The sequence below is a fragment of the Agrobacterium sp. V1 genome (genome assembly GCF_030518355.1).
Taxonomy (GTDB): domain Bacteria; phylum Pseudomonadota; class Alphaproteobacteria; order Rhizobiales; family Rhizobiaceae; genus Agrobacterium; species Agrobacterium cucumeris.
Genome location: NZ_JAULSF010000001.1, coordinates 2,526,793 through 2,547,630, shown reverse-complemented (window position 1 = coordinate 2,547,630; position 20,838 = coordinate 2,526,793). Strand labels below are relative to the sequence as shown.

The 20,838-nt window shown below is 59.0% G+C and carries 17 protein-coding genes; 7 read left to right on the top strand and 10 right to left on the bottom strand.

Annotated elements, in window-relative coordinates:
• Nucleotides 1–398 precede the first annotated feature (398 nt).
• Complete coding sequence (locus QSV77_RS12245; protein WP_004444078.1) at nucleotides 399–968, top strand: CarD family transcriptional regulator; 570 nt, start codon at nucleotides 399–401, stop codon at nucleotides 966–968.
• Nucleotides 969–1,040: 72 nt separating this feature from the next.
• Here the strand turns inward: QSV77_RS12245 and QSV77_RS12240 are convergent, their stop codons facing one another.
• Nucleotides 1,041–1,589 carry a L,D-transpeptidase gene (locus tag QSV77_RS12240; RefSeq protein ID WP_271362572.1) on the bottom strand — a complete coding sequence of 183 codons (549 nt, stop codon included), beginning with the start codon at nucleotides 1,587–1,589 and terminating at the stop codon, nucleotides 1,041–1,043.
• Nucleotides 1,590–1,831: 242 nt separating this feature from the next.
• Between QSV77_RS12240 and QSV77_RS12235 the strand changes: the two genes are divergently transcribed.
• On the top strand, nucleotides 1,832–2,515 hold the full coding sequence (locus QSV77_RS12235; RefSeq protein ID WP_003492637.1) for a response regulator transcription factor: 684 nt from the start codon (nucleotides 1,832–1,834) through the stop codon (nucleotides 2,513–2,515).
• 153 nt (nucleotides 2,516–2,668) lie between these two features.
• Nucleotides 2,669–3,124, top strand: coding sequence for a cyclic nucleotide-binding domain-containing protein (locus QSV77_RS12230; RefSeq protein WP_046799641.1), 456 nt, complete (start codon nucleotides 2,669–2,671; stop codon nucleotides 3,122–3,124).
• A 21-nt stretch (nucleotides 3,125–3,145) separates the two neighbouring features.
• On the opposite strand, the gene QSV77_RS12225 is transcribed toward QSV77_RS12230, so the two are convergent.
• From QSV77_RS12225 to tesB, 6 genes are all read right to left on the bottom strand, one after another.
• The gene (locus QSV77_RS12225) at nucleotides 3,146–3,949 is read right to left on the bottom strand and encodes an exodeoxyribonuclease III (RefSeq protein WP_271362571.1); all 804 of its coding nucleotides are present in this window, start codon (nucleotides 3,947–3,949) and stop codon (nucleotides 3,146–3,148) included.
• Between the two features lie 162 nt (nucleotides 3,950–4,111).
• A complete protein-coding gene (locus QSV77_RS12220; protein WP_161991382.1) occupies nucleotides 4,112–4,837 on the bottom strand; it encodes an outer membrane lipoprotein carrier protein LolA in 726 nt (241 codons plus the stop codon).
• Nucleotides 4,838–4,954: 117 nt separating this feature from the next.
• Complete coding sequence (locus QSV77_RS12215) at nucleotides 4,955–7,630, bottom strand: DNA translocase FtsK (protein WP_302733656.1); 2,676 nt, start codon at nucleotides 7,628–7,630, stop codon at nucleotides 4,955–4,957.
• Between the two features lie 218 nt (nucleotides 7,631–7,848).
• On the bottom strand, nucleotides 7,849–9,195 hold the full coding sequence (locus QSV77_RS12210) for an ammonium transporter (protein ID WP_302733655.1): 1,347 nt from the start codon (nucleotides 9,193–9,195) through the stop codon (nucleotides 7,849–7,851).
• Between the two features lie 29 nt (nucleotides 9,196–9,224).
• Nucleotides 9,225–9,575 carry a P-II family nitrogen regulator gene (locus tag QSV77_RS12205; protein ID WP_019565993.1) on the bottom strand — a complete coding sequence of 117 codons (351 nt, stop codon included), beginning with the start codon at nucleotides 9,573–9,575 and terminating at the stop codon, nucleotides 9,225–9,227.
• 213 nt (nucleotides 9,576–9,788) lie between these two features.
• Entirely contained in the window at nucleotides 9,789–10,673 is an 885-nt protein-coding gene (gene tesB / locus QSV77_RS12200) for an acyl-CoA thioesterase II (protein WP_302733654.1), read from the bottom strand.
• 56 nt (nucleotides 10,674–10,729) lie between these two features.
• Between tesB and QSV77_RS12195 the strand changes: the two genes are divergently transcribed.
• The 4 genes from QSV77_RS12195 (at nucleotide 10,730) to fdxA (ending at nucleotide 16,459) form a co-directional block, all read left to right on the top strand.
• Nucleotides 10,730–11,974, top strand: coding sequence for a ubiquinone biosynthesis hydroxylase (locus QSV77_RS12195; RefSeq protein WP_302733936.1), 1,245 nt, complete (start codon nucleotides 10,730–10,732; stop codon nucleotides 11,972–11,974).
• A gap of 459 nt (nucleotides 11,975–12,433) precedes the next feature.
• Nucleotides 12,434–15,541 (top strand): helicase-related protein, encoded by a 3,108-nt coding sequence (locus QSV77_RS12190; RefSeq protein WP_302733934.1) that lies wholly within the window; start codon nucleotides 12,434–12,436, stop codon nucleotides 15,539–15,541.
• 4 nt (nucleotides 15,542–15,545) lie between these two features.
• Nucleotides 15,546–15,962 carry an RNA-binding S4 domain-containing protein gene (locus QSV77_RS12185; protein WP_046799633.1) on the top strand — a complete coding sequence of 139 codons (417 nt, stop codon included), beginning with the start codon at nucleotides 15,546–15,548 and terminating at the stop codon, nucleotides 15,960–15,962.
• A gap of 158 nt (nucleotides 15,963–16,120) precedes the next feature.
• Complete coding sequence (gene fdxA / locus QSV77_RS12180; protein ID WP_142842189.1) at nucleotides 16,121–16,459, top strand: ferredoxin FdxA; 339 nt, start codon at nucleotides 16,121–16,123, stop codon at nucleotides 16,457–16,459.
• Between the two features lie 79 nt (nucleotides 16,460–16,538).
• On the opposite strand, the gene holA is transcribed toward fdxA, so the two are convergent.
• From holA to leuS, 3 genes are read right to left on the bottom strand one after another with little or no spacing between them, the layout of a single operon-like run.
• Nucleotides 16,539–17,576 (bottom strand): DNA polymerase III subunit delta, encoded by a 1,038-nt coding sequence (gene holA, locus QSV77_RS12175; RefSeq protein WP_302733653.1) that lies wholly within the window; start codon nucleotides 17,574–17,576, stop codon nucleotides 16,539–16,541.
• Between the two features lie 11 nt (nucleotides 17,577–17,587).
• A complete protein-coding gene (gene lptE / locus QSV77_RS12170; RefSeq protein WP_161991384.1) occupies nucleotides 17,588–18,133 on the bottom strand; it encodes an LPS assembly lipoprotein LptE in 546 nt (181 codons plus the stop codon).
• Entirely contained in the window at nucleotides 18,126–20,756 is a 2,631-nt protein-coding gene (leuS, locus tag QSV77_RS12165; RefSeq protein WP_302733652.1) for a leucine--tRNA ligase, read from the bottom strand. Before leuS ends, lptE begins: the two co-directional genes overlap by 8 nt.
• Nucleotides 20,757–20,838 lie beyond the last annotated feature (82 nt).

Here is a 20,838-nt window from a genome sequence, read left to right as displayed (position 1 = left end):
AAATTTTTTTGCTTCTTTTGCCATGAGGGTCTGTCGCAAAGCATTTGACAGTATTTTAGCGGCTAATTTTTAGGCGGTTATTGAGCCGCCATGTGATGTTGCGGCCACGGTCGAAGCAAATTATTGATTTGCGCCTATTTTTGTGGTACACCAACGACACTGATCCACAGCGTGGCATTTGTGTGCCCAAAAACACCACGAAAGCAACACCTCTTTTGCACGCGGTTTCCGTGACATATCGAGCGTTTACGTTATCGAACCCCGCAAGACGGGAAGGTGTTTTTTTGCGTGCACGGCTGGACCAGTGCGGAGTCACCTGACGGTTCCCCCGTCTCATCAGGGCCTGACCGACCCAACCCCGGCATTGCCGGGTATGTAACAGGGAGTTTTTAGAACGAATGACGACCCAGCAGAAGAAATCTCCAGCACATCACGGTTTCAAGACCGGTGAAGCGATTGTGTATCCCGCTCATGGTGTCGGTACCATTTCTGCAATCGAGGAACAAGAAGTTGCCGGCATGAAGCTTGAGCTTTTTGTCATCGATTTCGAAAAAGACAAGATGCGTCTTAAAGTTCCCGTCGCCAAAGCTGTCAGCATCGGCATGCGCAAGCTTTCCGAAGGCGATTTTGTCGAGCGGGCGCTGAAAGTGGTGCAGGGCAAGGCACGCGTGAAGCGTACCATGTGGTCGCGCCGCGCCCAGGAATATGATGCGAAAATCAATTCCGGCGATCTTATCGCAATCGCGGAAGTGGTGCGCGATCTTTACCGTGCCGAAAATCAGCCGGAGCAGTCCTATTCCGAGCGTCAGCTTTATGAAGCTGCTCTCGATCGCATGGCGCGCGAAATTGCCGCCGTCAACAAGATGTCCGAAACCGAGGCTGTTCGCCTAGTGGAAGTCAACCTTGCCAAAGGCCCCAAGCGTGGCAAGGCTGTTGAAGAGGACGATTCTCAGGACGAAGCCGCTTAACACAAGGCTTCTCCTTTCTAAAAAAACCCGCCGGAATGGCGGGTTTTTTGTTGTCCGATTGCAGGATGCATCTCAAAGGATGCGAATTTTCGTGCCCTTGCGCATATGCGGCAGAATACGCCGCATGTCTCTGGCGTGCAGGGCGACGCAGCCAGCGGTCGGCTCATATCCCGGGCGGATCAAATGCATGAAGATCGCCGAGCCTCGGTTGCGGCTTCTCGAGGTGATGTTCCAGTCAAGCACCAAGCAAACGTCGTAGAGACCGTCCTTGCGCATCATTTCCTCATGGCTTGGCGCAAACGGCGCCTTGGCCAGCCTGTTGTAATTGGCGTTACGGGGTTCGTCGCACCACAGCATGGACCCGCGCGTCCGCTGCATCGGCAATGTTGTGGTGATGCCGGTATTACGGTCGCCGCGATAAAATCCGTGCAGCAGGCGGGTGAGGGAAATGGGTGATTTGCCGTCTCCCTCGCGTTTCATCGCGGTGCGGCCGTTGCGCCCGATTGCGGCGGGAAAGGTGAGGTGTCCGAGCTGGACAATGGCACGGCTGATTTTTGACGGAGCCGGCCGAACCACGAGCGTTGATGCGCGTTTACGTTGTCTTGGCGAGGGTTTGCTCATGTTTTTCACGAGATTTTGCTTTGCAGGTTATTTAACGTGAAGTCATAGCACTTCGTTATATCATGGCAATGGGTTGACCTTTTACCGGCAAACCGCTGAATTGGCTGATAATTAGAGCGCCGCGCGTCATTATCGATGCGCAGCGAATGCTCTAACTCTTTTAAACTAGGCATCGTGCTTCCCTAAAATCGAGCCCGATTTTTTGAGCCGAGGCGCTAAAGTAAGAAAGGCTGAGAATCCGAATGACGGCTCGCACTATCCTTCTGGTGGACGATGACGACGATCTTCGGGAGACGCTGACCGAGCAATTGTCTCCCTATGAGGAATTCTCGCTGCTGAGCGGTGCAAATGCCGCGCAGGCGATGCAGACCGCCAAGACCGCCCAGGTTGATCTCCTCATCATGGATGTCGGCCTTCCGGACATGGACGGCCGAGAGGCCGTGAAGCTGTTGCGCAAGGGTGGCTTCAAGGCGCCGATCATCATGCTGACCGGCCATGACACCGATTCCGACACGATCCTCGGGCTTGAAGCGGGCGCCAATGATTACGTGACGAAGCCTTTCCGCTTCGCCGTGCTTCTGGCGCGCATTCGGGCGCAGCTGCGTCAATATGAACAGAGCGAGGATGCGGTTTTCACCGTTGGTCCCTATCAGTTCAAGCCCAGCCAGAAGCTTTTGACGACCGAAGACGGCAAGAAAATCCGGTTGACGGAAAAGGAAGCGGCGATCATCCGTTATCTCTACCGTGCCGGCAGCGCCGTTGTTACCCGCGACGTCCTGCTGGAAGAGGTCTGGGGTTATAATTCCGGTGTGACGACGCATACGCTCGAAACGCATGTGTATCGTCTGCGTCAGAAGATCGAACGAGACCCTTCCAACGCTGAAATTCTGGTCACCGAGAACGGCGGATACAAGATCGTACCCTGAGCAGTGCGCTCTTTACGTCCCCCATATGTCGCAGTTAAAGGTTCACGCCGCGCGTCCGAAAAGGCGCGCGGCGTTCTAACACCTTGTATTTTGAAGGCTGATATTGGAAAACCGCTATAGTGATGCAGGCGGTTTTCCGGAGTAACGAACGACATGGCCTTGACGGACGATATCATGCTGCTGGGGCAAGTGCCGTTGTTTGCGGGGTTCAGCGACGATCAGTTGCGGCTCATAGCCTTCGGTGCGGAACGCCGCAGGGTATCGGCGGGGCAGACGCTATTTCGGGAGCATTCGCCGGCGGAATGCGCCTTTGCGGTGACATCAGGCCATTTCGAGCTTTTTACGGCGGGGCGGGACGGTAAACCCGAACTGCAGGCAACACCGGGCAAAGGAGCGCTTCTGTCCGAACTTGCCCTTTTTACCCTCTGTGAACGGAAATTCACTGCCGTTGCGGCGGAGGATTCCGAGGTCATCCGGATAACGCGTATCCTGTTTCACCGGCTGGTGGAGGAGTTTCCGGAGGTTGCCGATATCGTGTCGGCACGCATCCGTGACAATATCGCCGCGCTCGCGGCGGGTGCGGCCCGTTTACAGAACCGCTTCGTTTGAGGCCGCCTGGAAAACGCTGCTTCAGAACCGGAAATGAGCCGTAACCGGAACGTGGTCCGATGGCCGGTTCCAGCCGCGTGCCTCCTGCAATATGTCGATTTTTTCGAGCGAGGGGCCGAGATCCTGCGACGACCAGATATGGTCGAGACGCCGGCCACGATTGGCCGCTTCCCAATCCTTGGCGCGGTAGCTCCACCACGTATAGATCTTTTCCGTTTCCGGCACGTTCAGGCGCATCAGATCAAGCCAGTTGCCCTGCTTCATGATGTCAAGCATGCCGTCGGTTTCGACAGGCGTGTGGCTGACGATCTTCAGAAGTTGTTTGTGTGACCAGACGTCATTTTCAAACGGTGCGATGTTGAGATCGCCGACAAGGATGGAGGAAGTGCCGGGCACGCCATCGGCCCGCAGCGCCTTCATTTCCTCGATGAAATCGAGCTTGTGGCCGAACTTCGGATTGATCGACCGATCCGGCTCGTCGCCACCGGCCGGAACGTAGAAATTGTGCAGCCGCACCCGGCGCGATCCGACCTGAAAAATCGCCGAGATGTGCCGCGCATCGCCAATACCGCAATAGTCCTGCCGGTGGTCTTCGGTCAGCGGAATTTTCGAGGCGATCGCCACACCGTGATAGCCCTTCTGGCCGTGGATGATGACGTGCTCATAACCCAGCGCCTTCAGCGGTTTCATCGGAAACTCGCCATTCGGGCATTTCGTCTCCTGCAGGCAGAGAATGTCGGGTTTGTAACGCACCAGAAACTGCTCAACGATCGGCATTCTCAGCCGGACAGAGTTGATGTTCCAGGTGGTTATCGAAAACGACATACTGTGCTCCGCGTTTGCTGCCCCGAACTCCGTTGTTTCGAGACATGTTTCCGGGGCGCAGGCTTATAACATCGCGATGAAAACGGGAATGTATTTTAGCGGCAAAATGAAAAAGGCGACCACAAGGCCGCCTTCGAATCGTTTTTCCAAAATAGAGCGTGCTCAGCCGCGCTTGCGCACTTCCTCATAGTTGATGTTGAAGACGCGCTCATCGAGGTTCACACCCGTCTGCACGTTGAAGATCATGACGGTGGTGTCCTTGTTCTGCGCATCGGTCGTCGTCCATTGCCTGAGATCGAAGGTTTTCGGGTCGAACATCAGGGTGATGGTCGAATCGCCGAAGATGCTCTTGTCGCCCAAAACGATGGTGGTCAGGTCCGATTCTTCCTTCACGTCCCGCACCTTCTGGTTACCGAGGTCGATCTTGTCGGACAGAAGCAGGCTGAGAGGCGTCTTGGACAGCGGATAGAGATCCCATGTCTTCAGCTTCATGTTGCCGATGACGACATTCTTGCCATCGGCGATGACCCGCATGGGTGAGGGGTCTTCATAATTGAAGCGAAGCTTGCCGGGCCGTTCGATGTAAAATTTGCCGCCGGTCTGTTCGCCGCGCGGGCCAAACTGCACAAATTCGCCCATCATGGTTTTGACCGACGAGAAGTGATTGGCGATTTTCTGCGCGGTTGCGCCATTGCCGGCTGCCTGGGCAAAGGCGTCGAGCGGCGACAGGCCCGCCATGACCGCGGCCATGGAAAATGCCGTCAGCACGCCACGCCGCGTCATCCCGTTTTCAGGTGCGCTTGCGGTGGCCGTTTCGCCGGTGGTGAGGTCGTTCATTCTGTTCTCCTTCATCGCAGCGATTGTCCGCATAAAAGGCGGCGGCTTCATGACGTTGGAAGCGTGTAATAACGCTTCTTGGCGCCGCTTGGTTGCGCGAGGCGTCGGGCCTTTGCCTTGTGCATGTCGTTATCCCGAAACCGCTATGCACTTTCGGGGGGCATGCCATTACCGCTCGATGATATCCGCTTCCGTGGGTACGAGGATTTCGCGTTTTCCGGCATGATTGGCGGGGCCGATGATGCCCTCCTGCTCCATGCGCTCGATCAGCGAGGCGGCGCGGTTATAGCCGATGCCGAGACGCCGCTGCACATAGGAGGTGGAGGCTTTTCCATCCCTCAGTACGACGGCGACAGCCTGGTCATAGGGGTCTTCGGAATCGGAGAAGTTGCCAGTGCCGGCCGGGCCGCTGCCAGCGCCATCCTCGTCGTCTTCCTCGGTGATCGCCTCCAGATATTCCGGCGAGCCTTGTGTCTTCAGATAGGCGACGATTTCCTCCACCTCGTTGTCGGAAACGAAGGGGCCGTGCACGCGCTGGATGCGCCCGCCGCCCGCCATGTAGAGCATGTCGCCCATGCCGAGCAGCTGTTCGGCGCCCTGCTCTCCAAGAATGGTGCGGCTGTCGATCTTCGAGGTCACCTGGAAGGAGATACGGGTGGGGAAGTTGGCCTTGATGGTGCCAGTGATGACGTCGACGGACGGACGCTGGGTGGCCATGATGACATGGATGCCGGCAGCGCGCGCCATCTGCGCCAGGCGCTGCACCGCGCCTTCGATGTCTTTGCCCGCTACCATCATCAGGTCGGCCATTTCGTCGATGATGACGACGATATAGGGCAGGGGCTTCAGATCGAACTCTTCCGTCTCGTACATCGCTTCGCCGGTCTGGCGATCGAAGCCGGTCTGCACGGTGCGGGTGAGGATTTCGCCCTTGTCGAGTGCCTGCTGCACGCGGCTGTTAAAGCCGTCGATATTGCGCACGCCGATCTTCGACATCTTCTTGTAGCGTTCCTCCATCTCGCGCACCGTCCATTTCAGGGCCACGACGGCCTTTTTGGGATCGGTGACAACGGGGGAAAGCAGATGCGGAATGCCGTCATAGATGGAGAGTTCGAGCATTTTCGGGTCGATCATGATCAGGCGGCACTGTTCTGAAGACATGCGGTAAAGCAGCGACAGGATCATGGTGTTGATGGCGACCGACTTGCCCGAACCGGTGGTGCCGGCGACGAGAAGATGCGGCATCTTGGCGAGATCGGCGATGACGGGCTCGCCACCGATCGTCTTGCCGAGCGCCATTGCGAGCTTGGCCTTGCTGTTTTCGAAATCGCGGCTGCCAATCAGTTCGCGCAGGAACACGGTTTCGCGCGTCTGGTTCGGCAGTTCGATGCCGATGGCGTTGCGGCCGGGCACAACCGCGACACGGGCGGCAATCGCGCTCATGGAGCGGGCAATGTCATCTGCAAGGCCGATGACACGCGAGGATTTGATGCCGGGTGCCGGCTCCAGTTCATAGAGCGTGACGACAGGGCCGGGGCGGACATGGATGATTTCGCCCTTGACGCCGAAATCCTCAAGGACCCCTTCCAGCAGACGGGCATTCTGCTCGAGTACTTCTTCGCTCAGCATATTGTCGCGCACGACGTTCTTCGGTTCCGCCAGAAGATGAACGGTGGGCAACTGGAAGCCGTCTGCGGCGATAAACGAGGCCTGCGCTTCCCTTGCCACGCGTTCGCTGGGTTTGGGGCGTGCCGAGGCAGCGGTTATTCTGGGCTGCCCGCGTCCGGGTGCCTGTCTGGGGGTGAATTTCTGATCGGTCTCGTCGGCACTGTCGTCGTCCGACAGGATGCCGCTCGGCAGACGGCGTCCGTCCGCGTCGAAAGACGCTTCGTCATCCATGTCGCCATCATGATCGAGCGCGATGGAGGGAGGCGACATCTGCCGGCGTGATGCGGCACGTTCCTCGAAAGATGGTTCGGAGCGCTGGTCAAGGCGGTTGATTGCGGTCTTCAGGCGTGAGGGCTCGTTCAGCGTGCCGAATTCATATTCGTTGAAATCGTAGGGATGCTCGAATTCATCGTGCAGGGACTTCGATTTCAGGCCGAACAGGCGGCGTAAGCGCGCCTGAGTGGTGTACCAGTAATGTGTGAGCGCGCCGAAGGCGAGAATGTTGGCGAAGAAGCCTTCACTGTCGTCTTCATCATCCTCTTCGATCTCACGCGCGGCGCGAGTCTTGCTCGCAACCGGCGCCGGTTCTTCCCGCTCGAGTTCATCGTCCAGGCCGCCGACAACGCCTGCGGCAAACAGCATCAGCCAGGCGGCGGGCGCTGCGAATATGACGCCCAGCACGGTTGCAATGGTGCCGGTTGGGTAAGCGCCGATAAAAAGGGCGGGAAAGCGGAGAATCATGTCGCCGATGACGCCGCCGATGCCGTTTGGCAGCGGCCAGGTGACGGGGGCGGGAAAACAGCCAAGCGAGGCGGCGCAGACGATGGTGCCTGCGACCCAGGCGACGAGGCGTGCGGGTAGCCGGCTGAATTTGCGGCCGGCGATCAGGGTGATTGCCCAGGCGATGACCGGAAGAAGGGAAATGATTGCGGAAAGCCCGAGGAACTGCATGACGATATCGGCGAAGATGGCGCCGCCGTAACCCAGGAGATTGGTGGGCTGGTTCCCCGTGGCATAGGACAGGCTTGGATCGGCGACATTCCATGTGGCGAGAGCGGCAATGCCCAGCGCGATCGTCGCAAGCAGGGCAAAACCGGCCAGAGCCATGATCTGACGTACGAAAAACGCCGTCAGCACGAAGCGCGTGTGACGACCATCGAATGTCGGAGATTGCATTCTGCCCATGTCCCTGAACCCGTCGTTTTTGTGGTTTCGGCAAGATCCGGCAGTTGACCTGATCCCGGATTGACAGGGAAAACTAACCGCTTGCTGGTTAATGTCGTGTTAACCATGCGGATTTTTGACGTCTTCGGCGGATTTGCGGCAAAGAAAAAGGCCCGTCGAAACGGGCCTTTCTTTTTGGGAAAGGGGATGGAGAACCCCTTTTCCAGATATCAGGAGTGGTAAGCGGCTTCGCCGTGGGTTGCGAGGTCGAGACCTTCGCGTTCCGCTTCCACCGGAACTCTGAGGCCGACGATCACGTCAACGATCTTGTAGAGGATCGCCGAGACGATGGCGCACCAGACGATGGTGATGGCGACGGCGACGAACTGCGTCCAGACCTGCGAGGCAATGGAGAAGTCCGCCTTGCCGGTGCCGCCGAGCAGCGGCGAGGTGAAGATGCCGGTGCCGAGGGCGCCGATGATGCCGCCGATGCCGTGCACGCCGAAGACGTCGGCCGTGTCGTCATAACCGAACTTGTTCTTCACCACGGAGACGAAGAAGTAGCAGATCGGCGAGACGATGAGGCCGAGAACGATGGCACCCATCGGGCCGACAGAGCCGGCAGCAGGCGTGACGGCGACGAGGCCGGCGATCATGCCCGAAGCGGCGCCCAGCATGGAGGCCTTGCCGCGGGTGAAGCTTTCAACCAGCGACCAGGAAACGATGGCGGCAGCCGTTGCGAGGAAGGTGTTCATGGTTGCGAGAACCGCACCGCCGGATGCTTCGAGGTTGGAGCCGGCGTTGAAGCCGAACCAGCCGAACCACAGCATGGCTGCGCCGACCAGCGTCAGCGTCATGGAGTGGGGTGCCATCATGTCCTTGCCGAAGCCGGTGCGCTTGCCGACCATGATCGCGCCGATCAGACCTGCAATACCGGCATTGATGTGAACGACCGTGCCACCAGCGAAGTCGAGAGCGCCCATGCCGAAGATCAGGCCATTTGCGTCCCAGACCATGTGTGCAATCGGGAAGTAGACGAAGGTGGCCCACAAGATGGTGAAGAGGATGACGGCGGAGAACTTGACGCGTTCCGCAAACGCACCAACGATCAGCGCCGGTGTAATGGCCGCAAAGGTCATCTGGAAGGCGATGAAGGTGTATTCGTAGATCACCACGCCTTCAGAGAAGGTTGCCGAGGTGCTGTCAAGCGAAACGCCGGACAGGAACAGCTTGCCGAAGCCGCCGAAATAGGGGCCGGTGCTGCCGCCGAAGGCGAAGGAGTAACCGTAGATCACCCAGACGAGCATCATGACTGCGGCAACGACCGTGCACTGCATCAGAACGGAGAGCATGTTCTTGGTGCGGACAAGGCCGCCGTAAAACAGCGCCAGACCGGGAATGATCATGAACAGCACGAGGATCGTCGCGACATACATGAAGGCTGTGTCGGCTTTTTCCGGAACGGGTGCCGCTACTGCTGCCGGCGCGGCATCCTGGGCAAAGGCGATGGCCGGGGCCATCAGGGCTGCCATACCGGCGCCCAGCTTGCCGAGTGTTGAAAACTTGTTGAATTGCATAGCGAGAAAACTCCCCTGTCAGCCGTGCTTCAAAGCGCTTCTGTGTTGGTTTCGCCGGTACGGATGCGCACGGCCTGTTCGATAGAGTAGACGAAGATCTTGCCGTCACCGATCTGCCCGGTCTTTGCCGCGGATGCGATCGCCTCGACAGCCTTGTCGACGACGTCGGATGCGACGGCGATCTCGATCTTCAGCTTGGGAAGGAAGCTCACCGCATATTCCGTGCCGCGATAAATCTCGGTATGCCCCTTCTGGCGTCCGTAACCCTTCACTTCGGTCACGGTCAGGCCCTGGATGCCGACGCCGGTGAGCGCTTCGCGCACCTCATCCAGCTTGAACGGCTTGATAATGGCCATCACAATTTTCATCTGGTTTCCCATCCTTTGTTTGTCCTCGGCACGGAGCCGACTCTCCTTGCCGCTGGCAGATCAGTAACAGCGACTGCGGACATACATTCAAAGGGCGTGCCAGTTTTGGACGGGGCGTCTAACTTATTGAAATATAAAATTTATATGACAGGCGTCTGAAAAACGGGCACGAAGACGCGCAATTTTCGTCTATTAAATGTGCGGTTTTTGAAAAAAGCACATTATTTAATCAGTTGCCCTTTTGCGGATCAGACCTTCCTGTGCCACGGATGCGACCAGTTCACCCTGTCTGGTGAAAATATTGCCACGGGTCAGGCCGCGGGCGCCTGAGGCGCTGGGGCTGTCCTGCGTATAGAGCAGCCAGTCGTCCAGCCGGCAGGGACGGTGGAACCACATGGCATGATCGAGGCTTGCCACCTGAATGGATGGATCGAAGATCGTCGTGCCATGGGCATAAAGCGAGGTGTCGAGCAGGGTCATGTCCGAGAGATAGGCGAGAATGGCCGATTGCAGGCGCGGATTGTCAGGCACGTCGCCAACGGCGCGGACCCAGATGTCCTGCTGCGGTTCCAGTTTTTCCTTCGAGATATAATGGGTCAGTGAAACCGGACGTATCTCAATCGGCCGCTTGTTGCTCCAGTAGTTCCGGATCGAAGCCGGCGCCTTGGCCAGAAAGGCTGCCTGCATCTGCTCTTCACTCATCAGTTTTTCGGGCGGCGTTACATCAGGCATTTTTATCTGATGGGTAAAACCGTCCTCGAAGATCTGAAACGACGCCGACATGGAAAAAATCGCCTTGCCATGCTGGATGGCAACCACGCGGCGGGTGCAGAAGCTTGCGCCGTCGCGGATACGCTCCACCTGGTAGACGATAGGCACCAGCGGATCGCCGGGGCGCATGAAATAGGAATGCAGCGAATGCACCTCGCGGTTATCATCCACCGTTCTTTGTGCCGCAATCAGGGCCTGAGCGATGACCTGGCCGCCGAAAACCCGCTGCCAGCCGATTTGCGGGCTTTCGCCGCGAAACAGGTTCTCTTCCAGCTTCTCGAGATCGAGCGTGGCGATGAGATTGACCATCGGGTCTGACGTTTGCGAGGGATGCGACATTTTTTCGACCTGCTCCGGCTGTAGGAAGATGTCACATGGTCTATAGTGCGGCTATGATGCGTGCACAAGATTTGAGGAGAAGCGCGATGCTGGACGTGGTGGTGGCAGGCGGCGGATATGTCGGCCTTTCGGTTGCTGTCGCAATCAAGCAGGCGGCCGGGCACCTCAATGTGCAGGTGATTGAGGCTGCTCCTGATGATGTGTGGAAGAAAGATGTGCGCGCCTCCGCCATTATTGCGGCGGCCACGCGCATGCTCGAAGTCTTCGGCATATGGAGCGAAATCGAGCCTGAAGCGCAGCCTATCAACAGGATGATCGTCACCGATTCGAAGACTGCCGATCCGGTTCGCCCGGTGTTTCTGACCTTTGATGGAGCGGTGGAAGAGGGCAGGCCGTTTGCCCATATGGTTCCGAATGTTGCGATGGTCGGGGCGCTGAGGGGCCTGTGCGACCGCCTCGGCATCGAAATCCGCCACGGGCTCAGCGTTTCCGGCTTTACCGCGGGTGCGCAGTCGACGGCAATCAGCCTTTCCGACGGCTCATCTGTCGACGCGCGATTGTTGATTGCCTGTGACGGGGTTCGCTCAGCGCTGAGAGATATGGCCGGCATCAAGACCGTGCAATGGGATTATGACCAGGCCGGTATCGTCACCACTGTCGAACATGAGCGGCCACATGAGGGCTGCGCGGAAGAGCATTTCCTGCCGTCAGGACCTTTCGCCATCCTGCCGCTCAAGGGAAACCGGTCGTCGCTTGTCTGGACCGAACGCAAGGCTGATGCCGACAGGCTGGTGGCCTCCGATGATCTGGTGTTTGAGGAGGAACTCGAGCGCCGGTTCGGCCATAAGCTCGGATCTATCCGCCCGGTTGGCCCCCGCCGGGCCTTTCCGCTGGGTCTGACGCTGGCGCGCTCCTTCGTCGCCCCTCGTTTTGCGCTTGCCGGCGACGCGGCGCATGGCATTCACCCGATCTCGGGGCAGGGTCTCAATCTCGGCTTCAAGGACGTCGCGGCTCTCGCCGAAACCGTGGTCGAGGCCGATCGTCTTGGCCTCGATATAGGCTCTCTCAATGTTCTGGAGCGTTATCAGTCCTGGCGGCGTTTCGATACGCTGCGAATGGGCGTGACGACGGATGTGCTGAACCGGCTTTTCTCCAATGATGTCGGTCCCATCCGCATCATGCGCGATTTCGGTCTTGGCGTGGTCGATCGTTTGCCGGGTCTGAAATCCTATTTCATTGGTCAGGCAGCCGGCACGACGGATGCAAATGCGCCGCGCCTGCTTACCGGCCAGACGCTCTGATCCAGCACCTTTCGCAGGTTCCAGATCGGCTTTTCCGCGATTGCCGCTTGACAGTCGATTCCGGTATTTTCTGTCTGAAGGTTTTGCCATAAAGCTGAATCCGGCCAAGGACTTATCCGGATTCATAATCTTGTATGGGCCGTGCTTTCACCAACCAGATGTTGCGGAGAACAAAAGCTGAATCACCGTGAGTCAGCGATTCGTATTCGATTCGTTCGCAGACTGTTCTTTGCCATGCCTGATTCCGTTTTCGCCGGATTCTTTTTTCTTGATTAACCGGCTGAATCTGCATGGAAAATTGCGGGAATGAGGCATCTTGCATCAGTTTGCAATCAAGGCCTATTGCCTTTGCGGACGGGCGTTGCCATGTGTGGTGCGCGTGACCACGTCCATGATGGCGGCAGGGCACGGCAAAGCAGATGAAGTCGATTCGCGGATAGTACGTTGAATTTTCGCCCCATGATCCTGAGCGGCCGCGGTGTCACGGCCGTTCTCGGCCCCACCAATACCGGCAAGACCCACTACGCGATCGAGCGCATGGTCGCGCATGGCAGCGGTGTTATCGGCCTGCCGCTGCGTCTTCTGGCGCGCGAGGTTTATACCCGTCTGGTGGAGAAGGTGGGTGCGCCGAATGTGGCGCTGATTACCGGCGAAGAAAAAATATCTCCTCCCAAAGCCAAATATTCCGTCTGCACCGTGGAAGCCATGCCGCGCGAGACGACCGCCGCCTTTGTCGCGATCGACGAAGTTCAGCTCGCCGGTGATCTGGAGCGCGGCCATATCTTCACCGACCGCGTGCTGCATCTGCGCGGGCGGGAGGAAACACTGCTTCTGGGTGCCGGCACGATGCGCCCGATCCTCGAAAAGCTGCTGCCGGGACTTACGGTGGTCGAGCGGCCGCGCCTGTCGCAGCTCTTTTATGCGGGGCAGAAAAAGATTACCCGCCTGCCGCAACGCACGGCAATCGTCGCGTTTTCCGCAGAAGAAGTTTATGCCATCGCCGAGCTGGTGCGCCGCCAGCGCGGCGGCGCGGCCGTGGTTATGGGCGCGCTCTCGCCGCGCACGCGTAACGCCCAGGTCGGGCTCTACCAGTCCGGCGATGTTGAATATCTGGTGGCGACGGATGCTATCGGCATGGGTCTCAACCTCGATGTCGATCATGTCGCCTTTGCGCAGGACCGTAAATTCGACGGTTATCAGTTCCGCAATCTCAATCCCGGCGAAATTGGCCAGATCGCCGGCCGCGCCGGCCGCCATCTTCGCGATGGCACCTTCGGCGTAACGGGGCGCGTCGATCCGTTCGACGATGAGCTGGTGGAGCGGATCGAAACCCATCAATTCGATGCGGTGAAAGTGCTGCAATGGCGGACGAAAAATTTCGATTTTTCCTCCATCGCCAATCTGCGCCTGAGCCTTGATGCCGCTCCGACAATCCAGGGACTTTCCCGAGCCTTACCCGCCATCGACCAGCAGGCACTGGAATATCTGTCGCGTTACCCCGAAATCATCGATGTGACGACGAGCGATGCGCGGGTGGAAAAACTCTGGGAGGCCTGCGCGCTTCCCGACTATCGCCGTATCGCGCCAGCCCAGCATGCCGACCTGATTTCGACGCTTTATTTCGACCTCGTGAAACGTGGTGCGGTGAACGAAGATTTCATGGCTGAGCAGGTGCGCCGCGCCGACCGCACGGATGGAGAGATCGATACATTGTCTGCGAGGATTGCGCAGATCAGAACATGGACTTATGTATCGAACCGCCCAGGATGGCTTGCCGATCCGACACACTGGCAAGAAAAGACGCGGGAAATCGAGGATCGATTGTCCGATGCGCTACATGAAAGGTTGACGAAACGCTTTGTTGATCGCAGGACATCTGTGCTCATGAGGCGCCTGAGAGAGAATGCGATGCTTGAAGCTGAAATCAGTGTAAATGGTGATGTCTTCGTAGAAGGACATCACGTCGGCCAATTGGCCGGATTCCGGTTCACGCCGGTGTCGGGAATGGAAGGGCCGGATCAGAAGGCCGTGCAAGGTGCGGCCCAGAAGGCGCTCGCTCTCGAATACGAGGCGCGTGCAGCGCGTCTGCATGCCAGTGGAAACGGCGATCTCGCTTTGAGCTCCGATGGTCTGGTTCGCTGGTTGGGCGAACCGGTGGCCCGCCTTTCGGCAGGTGATAACATCATGAAGCCGCGGGTGATCCTGCTGGCCGACGAACAGTTGAGCGGCAATGCCCGTGACCATGCGCTGGCGCGCGTCGAACGTTTCGTCAATCATCAGATTGCGACCGTGCTGAAGCCACTGGATGACATTTCGCGCGCCGAAGACCTTCAGGGTCTGGCGAAGGGTCTGGCGTTCCAGCTGGTCGAAAATCTTGGCGTTCTGTTCCGCCGTGACGTCACCGAAGACGTGAAGTCGCTGGATCAGGATGCGCGTGCCTCCATGCGCCGCTACGGCGTGCGTTTCGGTGCCTATCACGTCTTCCTGCCTGCACTGCTGAAGCCGGCTCCGGCCGAGCTTGTCACGCTGCTCTGGGCGCTGAAGAATGACGGCCTCGGCAAGCCGGGTTATGGCGATCTCATTCCGGTTCTGGCCGCCGGCCGCACCTCGGTGGTGACCGATCCCGCTTTCGAGCGGATGTTCTACAAGCTTGCCGGTTTCCGTTTCCTTGGAAAGCGCGCCGTTCGTATCGACATTCTCGAGCGCCTGGCCGATCTCATCCGTCCGCTGTTGCAGTGGAAGCCCGGCCAGCAGCCGCGTCCGGAAGGCGCTTATGACGGCCGCCGTTTCACGACGACGACCGCGATGCTTTCCATTCTCGGCGCAACGCTTGACGACATGGAAGAGATCCTCAAGGGTCTTGGTTACCGCGCCGATCAGGTGACGGCGGAAGAGGCGCAGGCCTTCCTCGCCAATCAGGCCGGTGCTGCTGCTCCGGCCACTGCCGATCAGGTGACGGCCGACGAGGAAAGCGCTGAAACCGAGCAGGACGAGCCGGCTTCCGAAGAGCAGGCATCCGAGACGGTGGCTGTTGCGGAAGTCGAAGCCGCTGAAGAAGCGCCGGTTGCGGAAGCTGTCAGCGAGGAGGCTGCTGTCGGCGAAGCCGTACCCGCTGAAAGCGCTGAGGCAACCGAGCCGAAGCCCGTTCTTCTGTGGCGTCCGGGTGGCCGCAATGAAAACCAGCGCGGCGACAACCGTCGTCCCGGCAATCGCGGTCATGGTCGTGAGCAGGGCCGTGAACAGGGAGCGCGCGAGCAGGGCGAGCGTCGTGGCGAAGGCCGTCGTGACAATCGTGACGGTGCAAATCGTGACGGAGCAAATCGCGAAGCTGCCAATCGCGGCGGTGAGGGCGAGCGCAAGCGTGATGGCGGACGCCCTGATCGCGGCAATCGCAATGATCGTCAGGATCGTGGCGAGCGCAAGGACAGGCCTGATCGTAACGACCGCGGCGGAAAGCCGCAGGGTCAGCAGCGTTTCGAAGCCAAGCCACCCCGCAAGGAGAAGCCGATCGATCCGGATTCGCCTTTCGCAAAGCTCGCTGCTCTCAAGGAGCAGCTGAAGAAGTAAGCCCATGGGGAGCAACGAACAGCCACTGGAGAGCACGCGTCAGCGTCTGGACAAGTGGCTGTTCTTTGCCCGCATGGCCAAATCCCGTTCGCTTGCCCAGGGCTACGTTCAGTCGGGTCAGGTCAAGGTCAACGGTGTCACTATTCGCCAGCCCAGCCATACGGTAAAGGCAGGTGACAGGCTCGATATCGGTTTCGAGCGCATGGACAGGGTGCTGGTCGTAAAGTCCGGAGGGGCACGGCGCGGACCCTACGAAGAAGCAAAACTTCTCTATGACGATCTGACGCCGCCCCGCGACCCATCCGACCGGTTTAGTCCGCTGGAGCAGGCGATGCGTGAACCGGGCAGCGGTCGTCCGACAAAAAAAGAGCGCCGGGCGCTCGACAGGTTTCTGTCTGATAGTGACGGAAGCAAAGATTAGAATAAACCTCCCGGCCGGACCCGTTTTTCAGAATTGTTTATCCTTGCTATCTGAAGTCAAAGGCATTACGTCCTTTGCGAAATTGCCCTGTCTGAATTCCGGGCGTCGGCTTGTGTTCCGAAGCCCAAAGACCCGGTCTGCATATTCTGGAGTTCATCATGACATATGTCGTGACCGACAATTGCATCCGCTGTAAATACACCGATTGCGTTGAAGTCTGCCCCGTGGACTGCTTTTACGAGGGTGAAAATTTCCTCGCCATCAATCCTGACGAATGTATCGATTGCGGTGTGTGCGAACCGGAATGTCCCGCCGAGGCGATCAAGCCCGATACAGAGCCGGGTCTCGACAAATGGCTGACGCTCAATGCCGAATATGCGGCGATCTGGCCGAACATCACCATCAAGCGTGACCCGATGCCGGAAGCCAAGGAAATGGACGGTGTCGCAGGTAAGCTGGAGCTTTATTTCTCCGCCGAGCCCGGACAGGGCGACTGATTTTTCGACGATACGGCGTCTTCTGCGCCATTAGCCCTCGCAGCCCAGGCGCGAGGGCTTTTTGCTGCATTTCAGCAGGTTATCCGCCGCGGCCCGATTGCAGGGTGGTCGACAGCAGCGTCAAAAGAGCCACGCTGTCTTCCAGGCTTTGCCGCTGGCGGCTTTGCAGTATGGCGGCCTGCAGACGGTTCATTTCGCGGGCGATCGCCGCTGGCTGCCATGTCCGCAGCGCCCTTTCGATGATCGGCTTTCGGCGAAAATGGATGTGGCGTCCCAGGGTCTGCATCACCTGCCCGGCCTGCTGCTTTTTCTCGTCCATCTCCGCCCGCATCTGGTCGAGCAGCTGGAATTGCTTGAGGCACCCCTGAAGCACGAGGAAGATCGGCGTCTTCGATGCAACGATCTTCTGGGTGGCGTGGAAAAAGGCGTTCCTGTCGCCTTTCAGGATGGCATCAACGGCATCGTCAGCGGAAACCGTGCTGGCATCGCCGATGATCGCCAGCACGTCTTCTTCTTCAATCACTTCCGCGCCACGGCAATAAAGTGCCAGCTTGCGAATTTCGTTGCGCGATGCGATGCGATCACCGCCGAGGGATTCGATCAGCCTTTGTCGTGCGGCGGGCGCGATGCGCAGATTGTCGCTGGAAAGCTCCTGATCGATCAATGCGTTCAACGATCGCGCATCGTCCGCATAACAGGGGATCGCGGCGATCGAGCGTGCGGGTTCCGCGATCTTGCGCAGCCCCGTGCCCTTCTTGATATCGCCAGCCTCTATGATCAGGAAGCTCGCCTCAGGCGGTGTCTCGGCCAAAATCTGGAGCGCGTCCACCAGTGCTTTTTCGGCCGCCGCACCCTTTACCCAAACGAGTTTCTCACCGCCGAAAAGGCCGATGGCGTTCACCTCGTCGAGAAGGCGACCGGGATCGCCCTGCAGATCGGATGCGGTCAACTTCAGTGACGCGAAAGCGTCATCGGGATCGATGCCGGTCTTTTTGGCGATGAGGCTTGCCCGCTCCGACACAAGGCCGCGATCCGGACCATAGAGCACGAAAACGCGAAAGCGCTCCGCCGGATTTTCGGCGAAGCGCTCAAACTCATGCGATTTTATCTCCGTCACGGCCGCGCTTCTCAGCGGCCGAGGGTGGCGGCGATATCGGTGCGGATGATTTCTGCCAGTTCCCGGGCTGCCCGGTTCTCGGCGTCGCGGGTCGCCCTGATCTTGGCGAATTCCTGCTGCGGCAGGTCCACCTGCGCCGTCACGTTGCGGCGTGCGGAGCGCAGGATCTGGCCATCGGAAATACGCGTCAGGACATATTGACCGCTCATCACCACGCGGCCGGGATAAGGGCCGTCATAGTTGTTGTTGGTGCGGGTCGTCAGGTCGTAATTCTCGACCTCCGTGGAGGTGGCGCTCGAGCTTACGGAAATCTTGACATTATACTGCGCCGTGGCCGGTTCACCCGCGCCGCCGGCCATCAGGAAGATCAGCTGGTTGCGGACTTCCTGTCCAACCCTGCCACCGACCTCGGAGACACTGACGGCTGCCAGCCGCTCCTTGGTTCCGGAGGCCTCGCCATAAAGCGGGCGCACCTGGCAGCCCGCCAGAAGACCGGCCATCATCACGACGGAAATTGCTGCCGCGACGCGGCTCCATCTCGAAAAAACGTCAGACAACAATGTTCACAATCCTCTGCGGAACCACGATGACTTTCTTGGGCTCGCCACCGGCAAGAATAGATTTGACGGCATCCAGAGCAAGGGCAGCCGCACGGACCGCATCTTGATCCGCATCGCGCGCGATTGTCAATTCACCGCGCTTCTTGCCGTTGACCTGCACCGGCATGACCACGTCATTTTCCTCGACCAGCGAGGCAACGAAGACCGGCCATGGCGTCTGGGCCACGAGACCCTCATTGCCCAGCGCCGACCAGCACTCTTCCGCCAGATGCGGTGTCATGGGGGCGATGATACGAATGAGGATTTCAACGGCGTCACGTGCCGCTGCCTTGGCGTCGTCAGACTTGCCGCCTGCTGCGACGTCCGCAAGTGGCCCAGCTAGGGCATTGACCAGCTCATAGATGCGGGCGATCGCCTTGTTGAAGGCGAGCTTGTCCAGATCATCCTGAACGGCCTTCAGCGTCTTGTGGGCGGCCTTGGAGGCTGCCAGCCCTTCACCCTCGGTCGCCGGCTTCGGCTTGACGTTCTTCAGCTCCCCGGCAACTTCGCCGATGATGCGCCAGACGCGCTGGACGAAGCGGTTTGCACCCTCCACCCCGGCTTCGGACCAGATGACGTCGCGATCCGGCGGAGAGTCCGACAGAACGAAGAAGCGTGCGGTATCCGCCCCATAGGATGCGATGATATCGTCCGGGTCGACCACGTTCTTCTTGGACTTCGACATCTTCTCGATGGAGCCGATCTTCACTTCCGCGCCGGAAGACAGGAGGAATGCCCGGCGTGCGCCGTCCGCCTCTTCGATGCGCAGGTCCGCGGGGGCTATCCATTCGCGGCTCATGCCTTCGCCGTGGCTATAGGTTTCGTGAACCACCATGCCCTGCGTGAACAGACCCTTGAAGGGCTCCTTGACGCCGACATGGCCGGTCTCGCGCATGGCGCGGGTGAAGAAGCGCGAATAGAGCAGGTGCAGGATGGCATGCTCGATGCCGCCGATATATTGATCGACCGGCAGCCAGTGATTGGCAACTTTCGGGTCGGTCGGCTGGTCTTCCCACGGCGCTGTAAAGCGGGTGTAATACCAGCTGGAATCGACGAAGGTGTCCATCGTGTCGGTTTCGCGCCGCGCATCATGGCCGCATTGCGGGCAGGAAACATGACGCCATGTGGGGTGGCGATCCAGAGGATTGCCGGGCACGTCGAAAGTGACATCGTCGGGCAGCTTGACCGGCAGGTCCTTTTTCGGAACCGGAACCACGCCGCAGACTTCGCAGTGAATGACCGGGATCGGGCAACCCCAGTAACGCTGGCGGGAAATGCCCCAGTCGCGCAGGCGGAAATTGACCTTGCGTTCGGCCTGCGGTGCATTCCCCAGCATCTCGGCGGACAGCTTCTGCACGACGGCTTCGAAGGCGTCGGCCGTCTTCATGCCGTTCAGGAAGCCGGAATTGATCATCACGCCATCATCGGTGAAGGCGGTGTCTTCAACGGTAAAGCTTGCGGAGTCGGGACCTTCGGGTGCGACGACGGCCACGACCGGCAGGCCGTATTTGCGGGCGAAGTCCAGATCGCGCTGGTCACCCGAGGGGCAGCCGAAGATTGCGCCGGTGCCGTAATCCATCAAGACGAAATTGGCGACATAGACGGGCAGTTCCCAGCTGGGATCCAGCGGGTGAACGACCTTGACGCCGGTATCGATACCCTTCTTTTCAGCGGTTTCCAGCGCTGCCAGAGAGGTACCATGGCGGCGGCATTCGTCGCAGAACGCGGCAATATCAGGGTTGTTCGCCGACAGTTCCTTTGCCAGCGGATGGTCGGCGGCGATCGCCAGGAAGGAGGCGCCGAACAGGGTGTCGGGACGGGTTGTGTAAACGGTGATGTCGGAAAAACCTTCCGGCGCCGTCTCAGTGACGGTCTGCCAGCGCAGCGACAGGCCTTCGGAACGGCCGATCCAGTTCTTCTGCATCAGGCGCACTTTTTCCGGCCACTGGTCCAGTTCATCCAGTTCGTCCAGCAGGTCCTGACTGAAATCGGTGATGCGGAAGAACCATTGCGTCAGTTCGCGCTGTTCGACCAATGCCCCGGAGCGCCAGCCGCGGCCGTCGATCACCTGCTCATTGGCCAGAACCGTGTGGTCGACCGGGTCCCAGTTGACCTTGGACTGCTTGCGGTAAACCAGGCCCTTTTCCATGAAATCGACAAACAGCGCCTGCTGACGATGGTAATATTCCACATCGCAGGTTGCGAATTCACGGGTCCAGTCCAGTGACAGGCCCATGGATTTCAGCTGGCCGCGCATGGTGGCGATGTTCTGGTAGGTCCAGTCCTTGGGGTGGACCTTGTTCTGCATGGCTGCGTTTTCCGCAGGCATGCCGAAGGCATCCCAGCCCATGGGGTGGAGAACGTTGAAGCCGCGCGCGCGCTTGTAACGCGCAACCACATCACCCATCGCGTAGTTGCGGACATGGCCCATATGGATGCGTCCCGAGGGATAGGGAAACATCTCCAGAACGTAATATTTCTCGCGCGGATCGCTGTTATCGGTGACGAAAACCTTGTCTTCGTTCCATTTTTGCTGCCAGCGCGGCTCGGCGTCGCGAGGATTGTAACGTTCGATGGCCATTGTCTAAAATTCCGGGTATCGAGGGGAAAAATTTGCGCTGACCTTCACCATGAAACGACCGGGGCGTCAAGTTTGGCGGGGC

Bases quoted from the DNA above. Each gene is read 5' to 3' on its own strand.
- QSV77_RS12185 (WP_046799633.1), top strand. From the start codon at position 15,546: ATGGGGAGCAACGAACAGCCACTGGAGAGCACGCGTCAGCGTCTGGAC.
- QSV77_RS12240 (WP_271362572.1), bottom strand. From the start codon at position 1,589: ATGAGCAAACCCTCGCCAAGACAACGTAAACGCGCATCAACGCTCGTG.
- QSV77_RS12230 (WP_046799641.1), top strand. From the start codon at position 2,669: ATGGCCTTGACGGACGATATCATGCTGCTGGGGCAAGTGCCGTTGTTT.
- QSV77_RS12195 (WP_302733936.1), top strand. From the start codon at position 10,730: ATGCGTGCACAAGATTTGAGGAGAAGCGCGATGCTGGACGTGGTGGTG.
- fdxA (WP_142842189.1), top strand. From the start codon at position 16,121: ATGACATATGTCGTGACCGACAATTGCATCCGCTGTAAATACACCGAT.
- QSV77_RS12245 (WP_004444078.1), top strand. From the start codon at position 399: ATGACGACCCAGCAGAAGAAATCTCCAGCACATCACGGTTTCAAGACC.
- QSV77_RS12190 (WP_302733934.1), top strand. From the start codon at position 12,434: ATGATCCTGAGCGGCCGCGGTGTCACGGCCGTTCTCGGCCCCACCAAT.
- QSV77_RS12225 (WP_271362571.1), bottom strand. From the start codon at position 3,949: ATGTCGTTTTCGATAACCACCTGGAACATCAACTCTGTCCGGCTGAGA.
- tesB (WP_302733654.1), bottom strand. From the start codon at position 10,673: ATGTCGCATCCCTCGCAAACGTCAGACCCGATGGTCAATCTCATCGCC.
- leuS (WP_302733652.1), bottom strand. From the start codon at position 20,756: ATGGCCATCGAACGTTACAATCCTCGCGACGCCGAGCCGCGCTGGCAG.
- QSV77_RS12205 (WP_019565993.1), bottom strand. From the start codon at position 9,575: ATGGGAAACCAGATGAAAATTGTGATGGCCATTATCAAGCCGTTCAAG.
- QSV77_RS12215 (WP_302733656.1), bottom strand. From the start codon at position 7,630: ATGCAATCTCCGACATTCGATGGTCGTCACACGCGCTTCGTGCTGACG.
- QSV77_RS12210 (WP_302733655.1), bottom strand. From the start codon at position 9,195: ATGCAATTCAACAAGTTTTCAACACTCGGCAAGCTGGGCGCCGGTATG.
- QSV77_RS12235 (WP_003492637.1), top strand. From the start codon at position 1,832: ATGACGGCTCGCACTATCCTTCTGGTGGACGATGACGACGATCTTCGG.
- QSV77_RS12220 (WP_161991382.1), bottom strand. From the start codon at position 4,837: ATGAAGCCGCCGCCTTTTATGCGGACAATCGCTGCGATGAAGGAGAAC.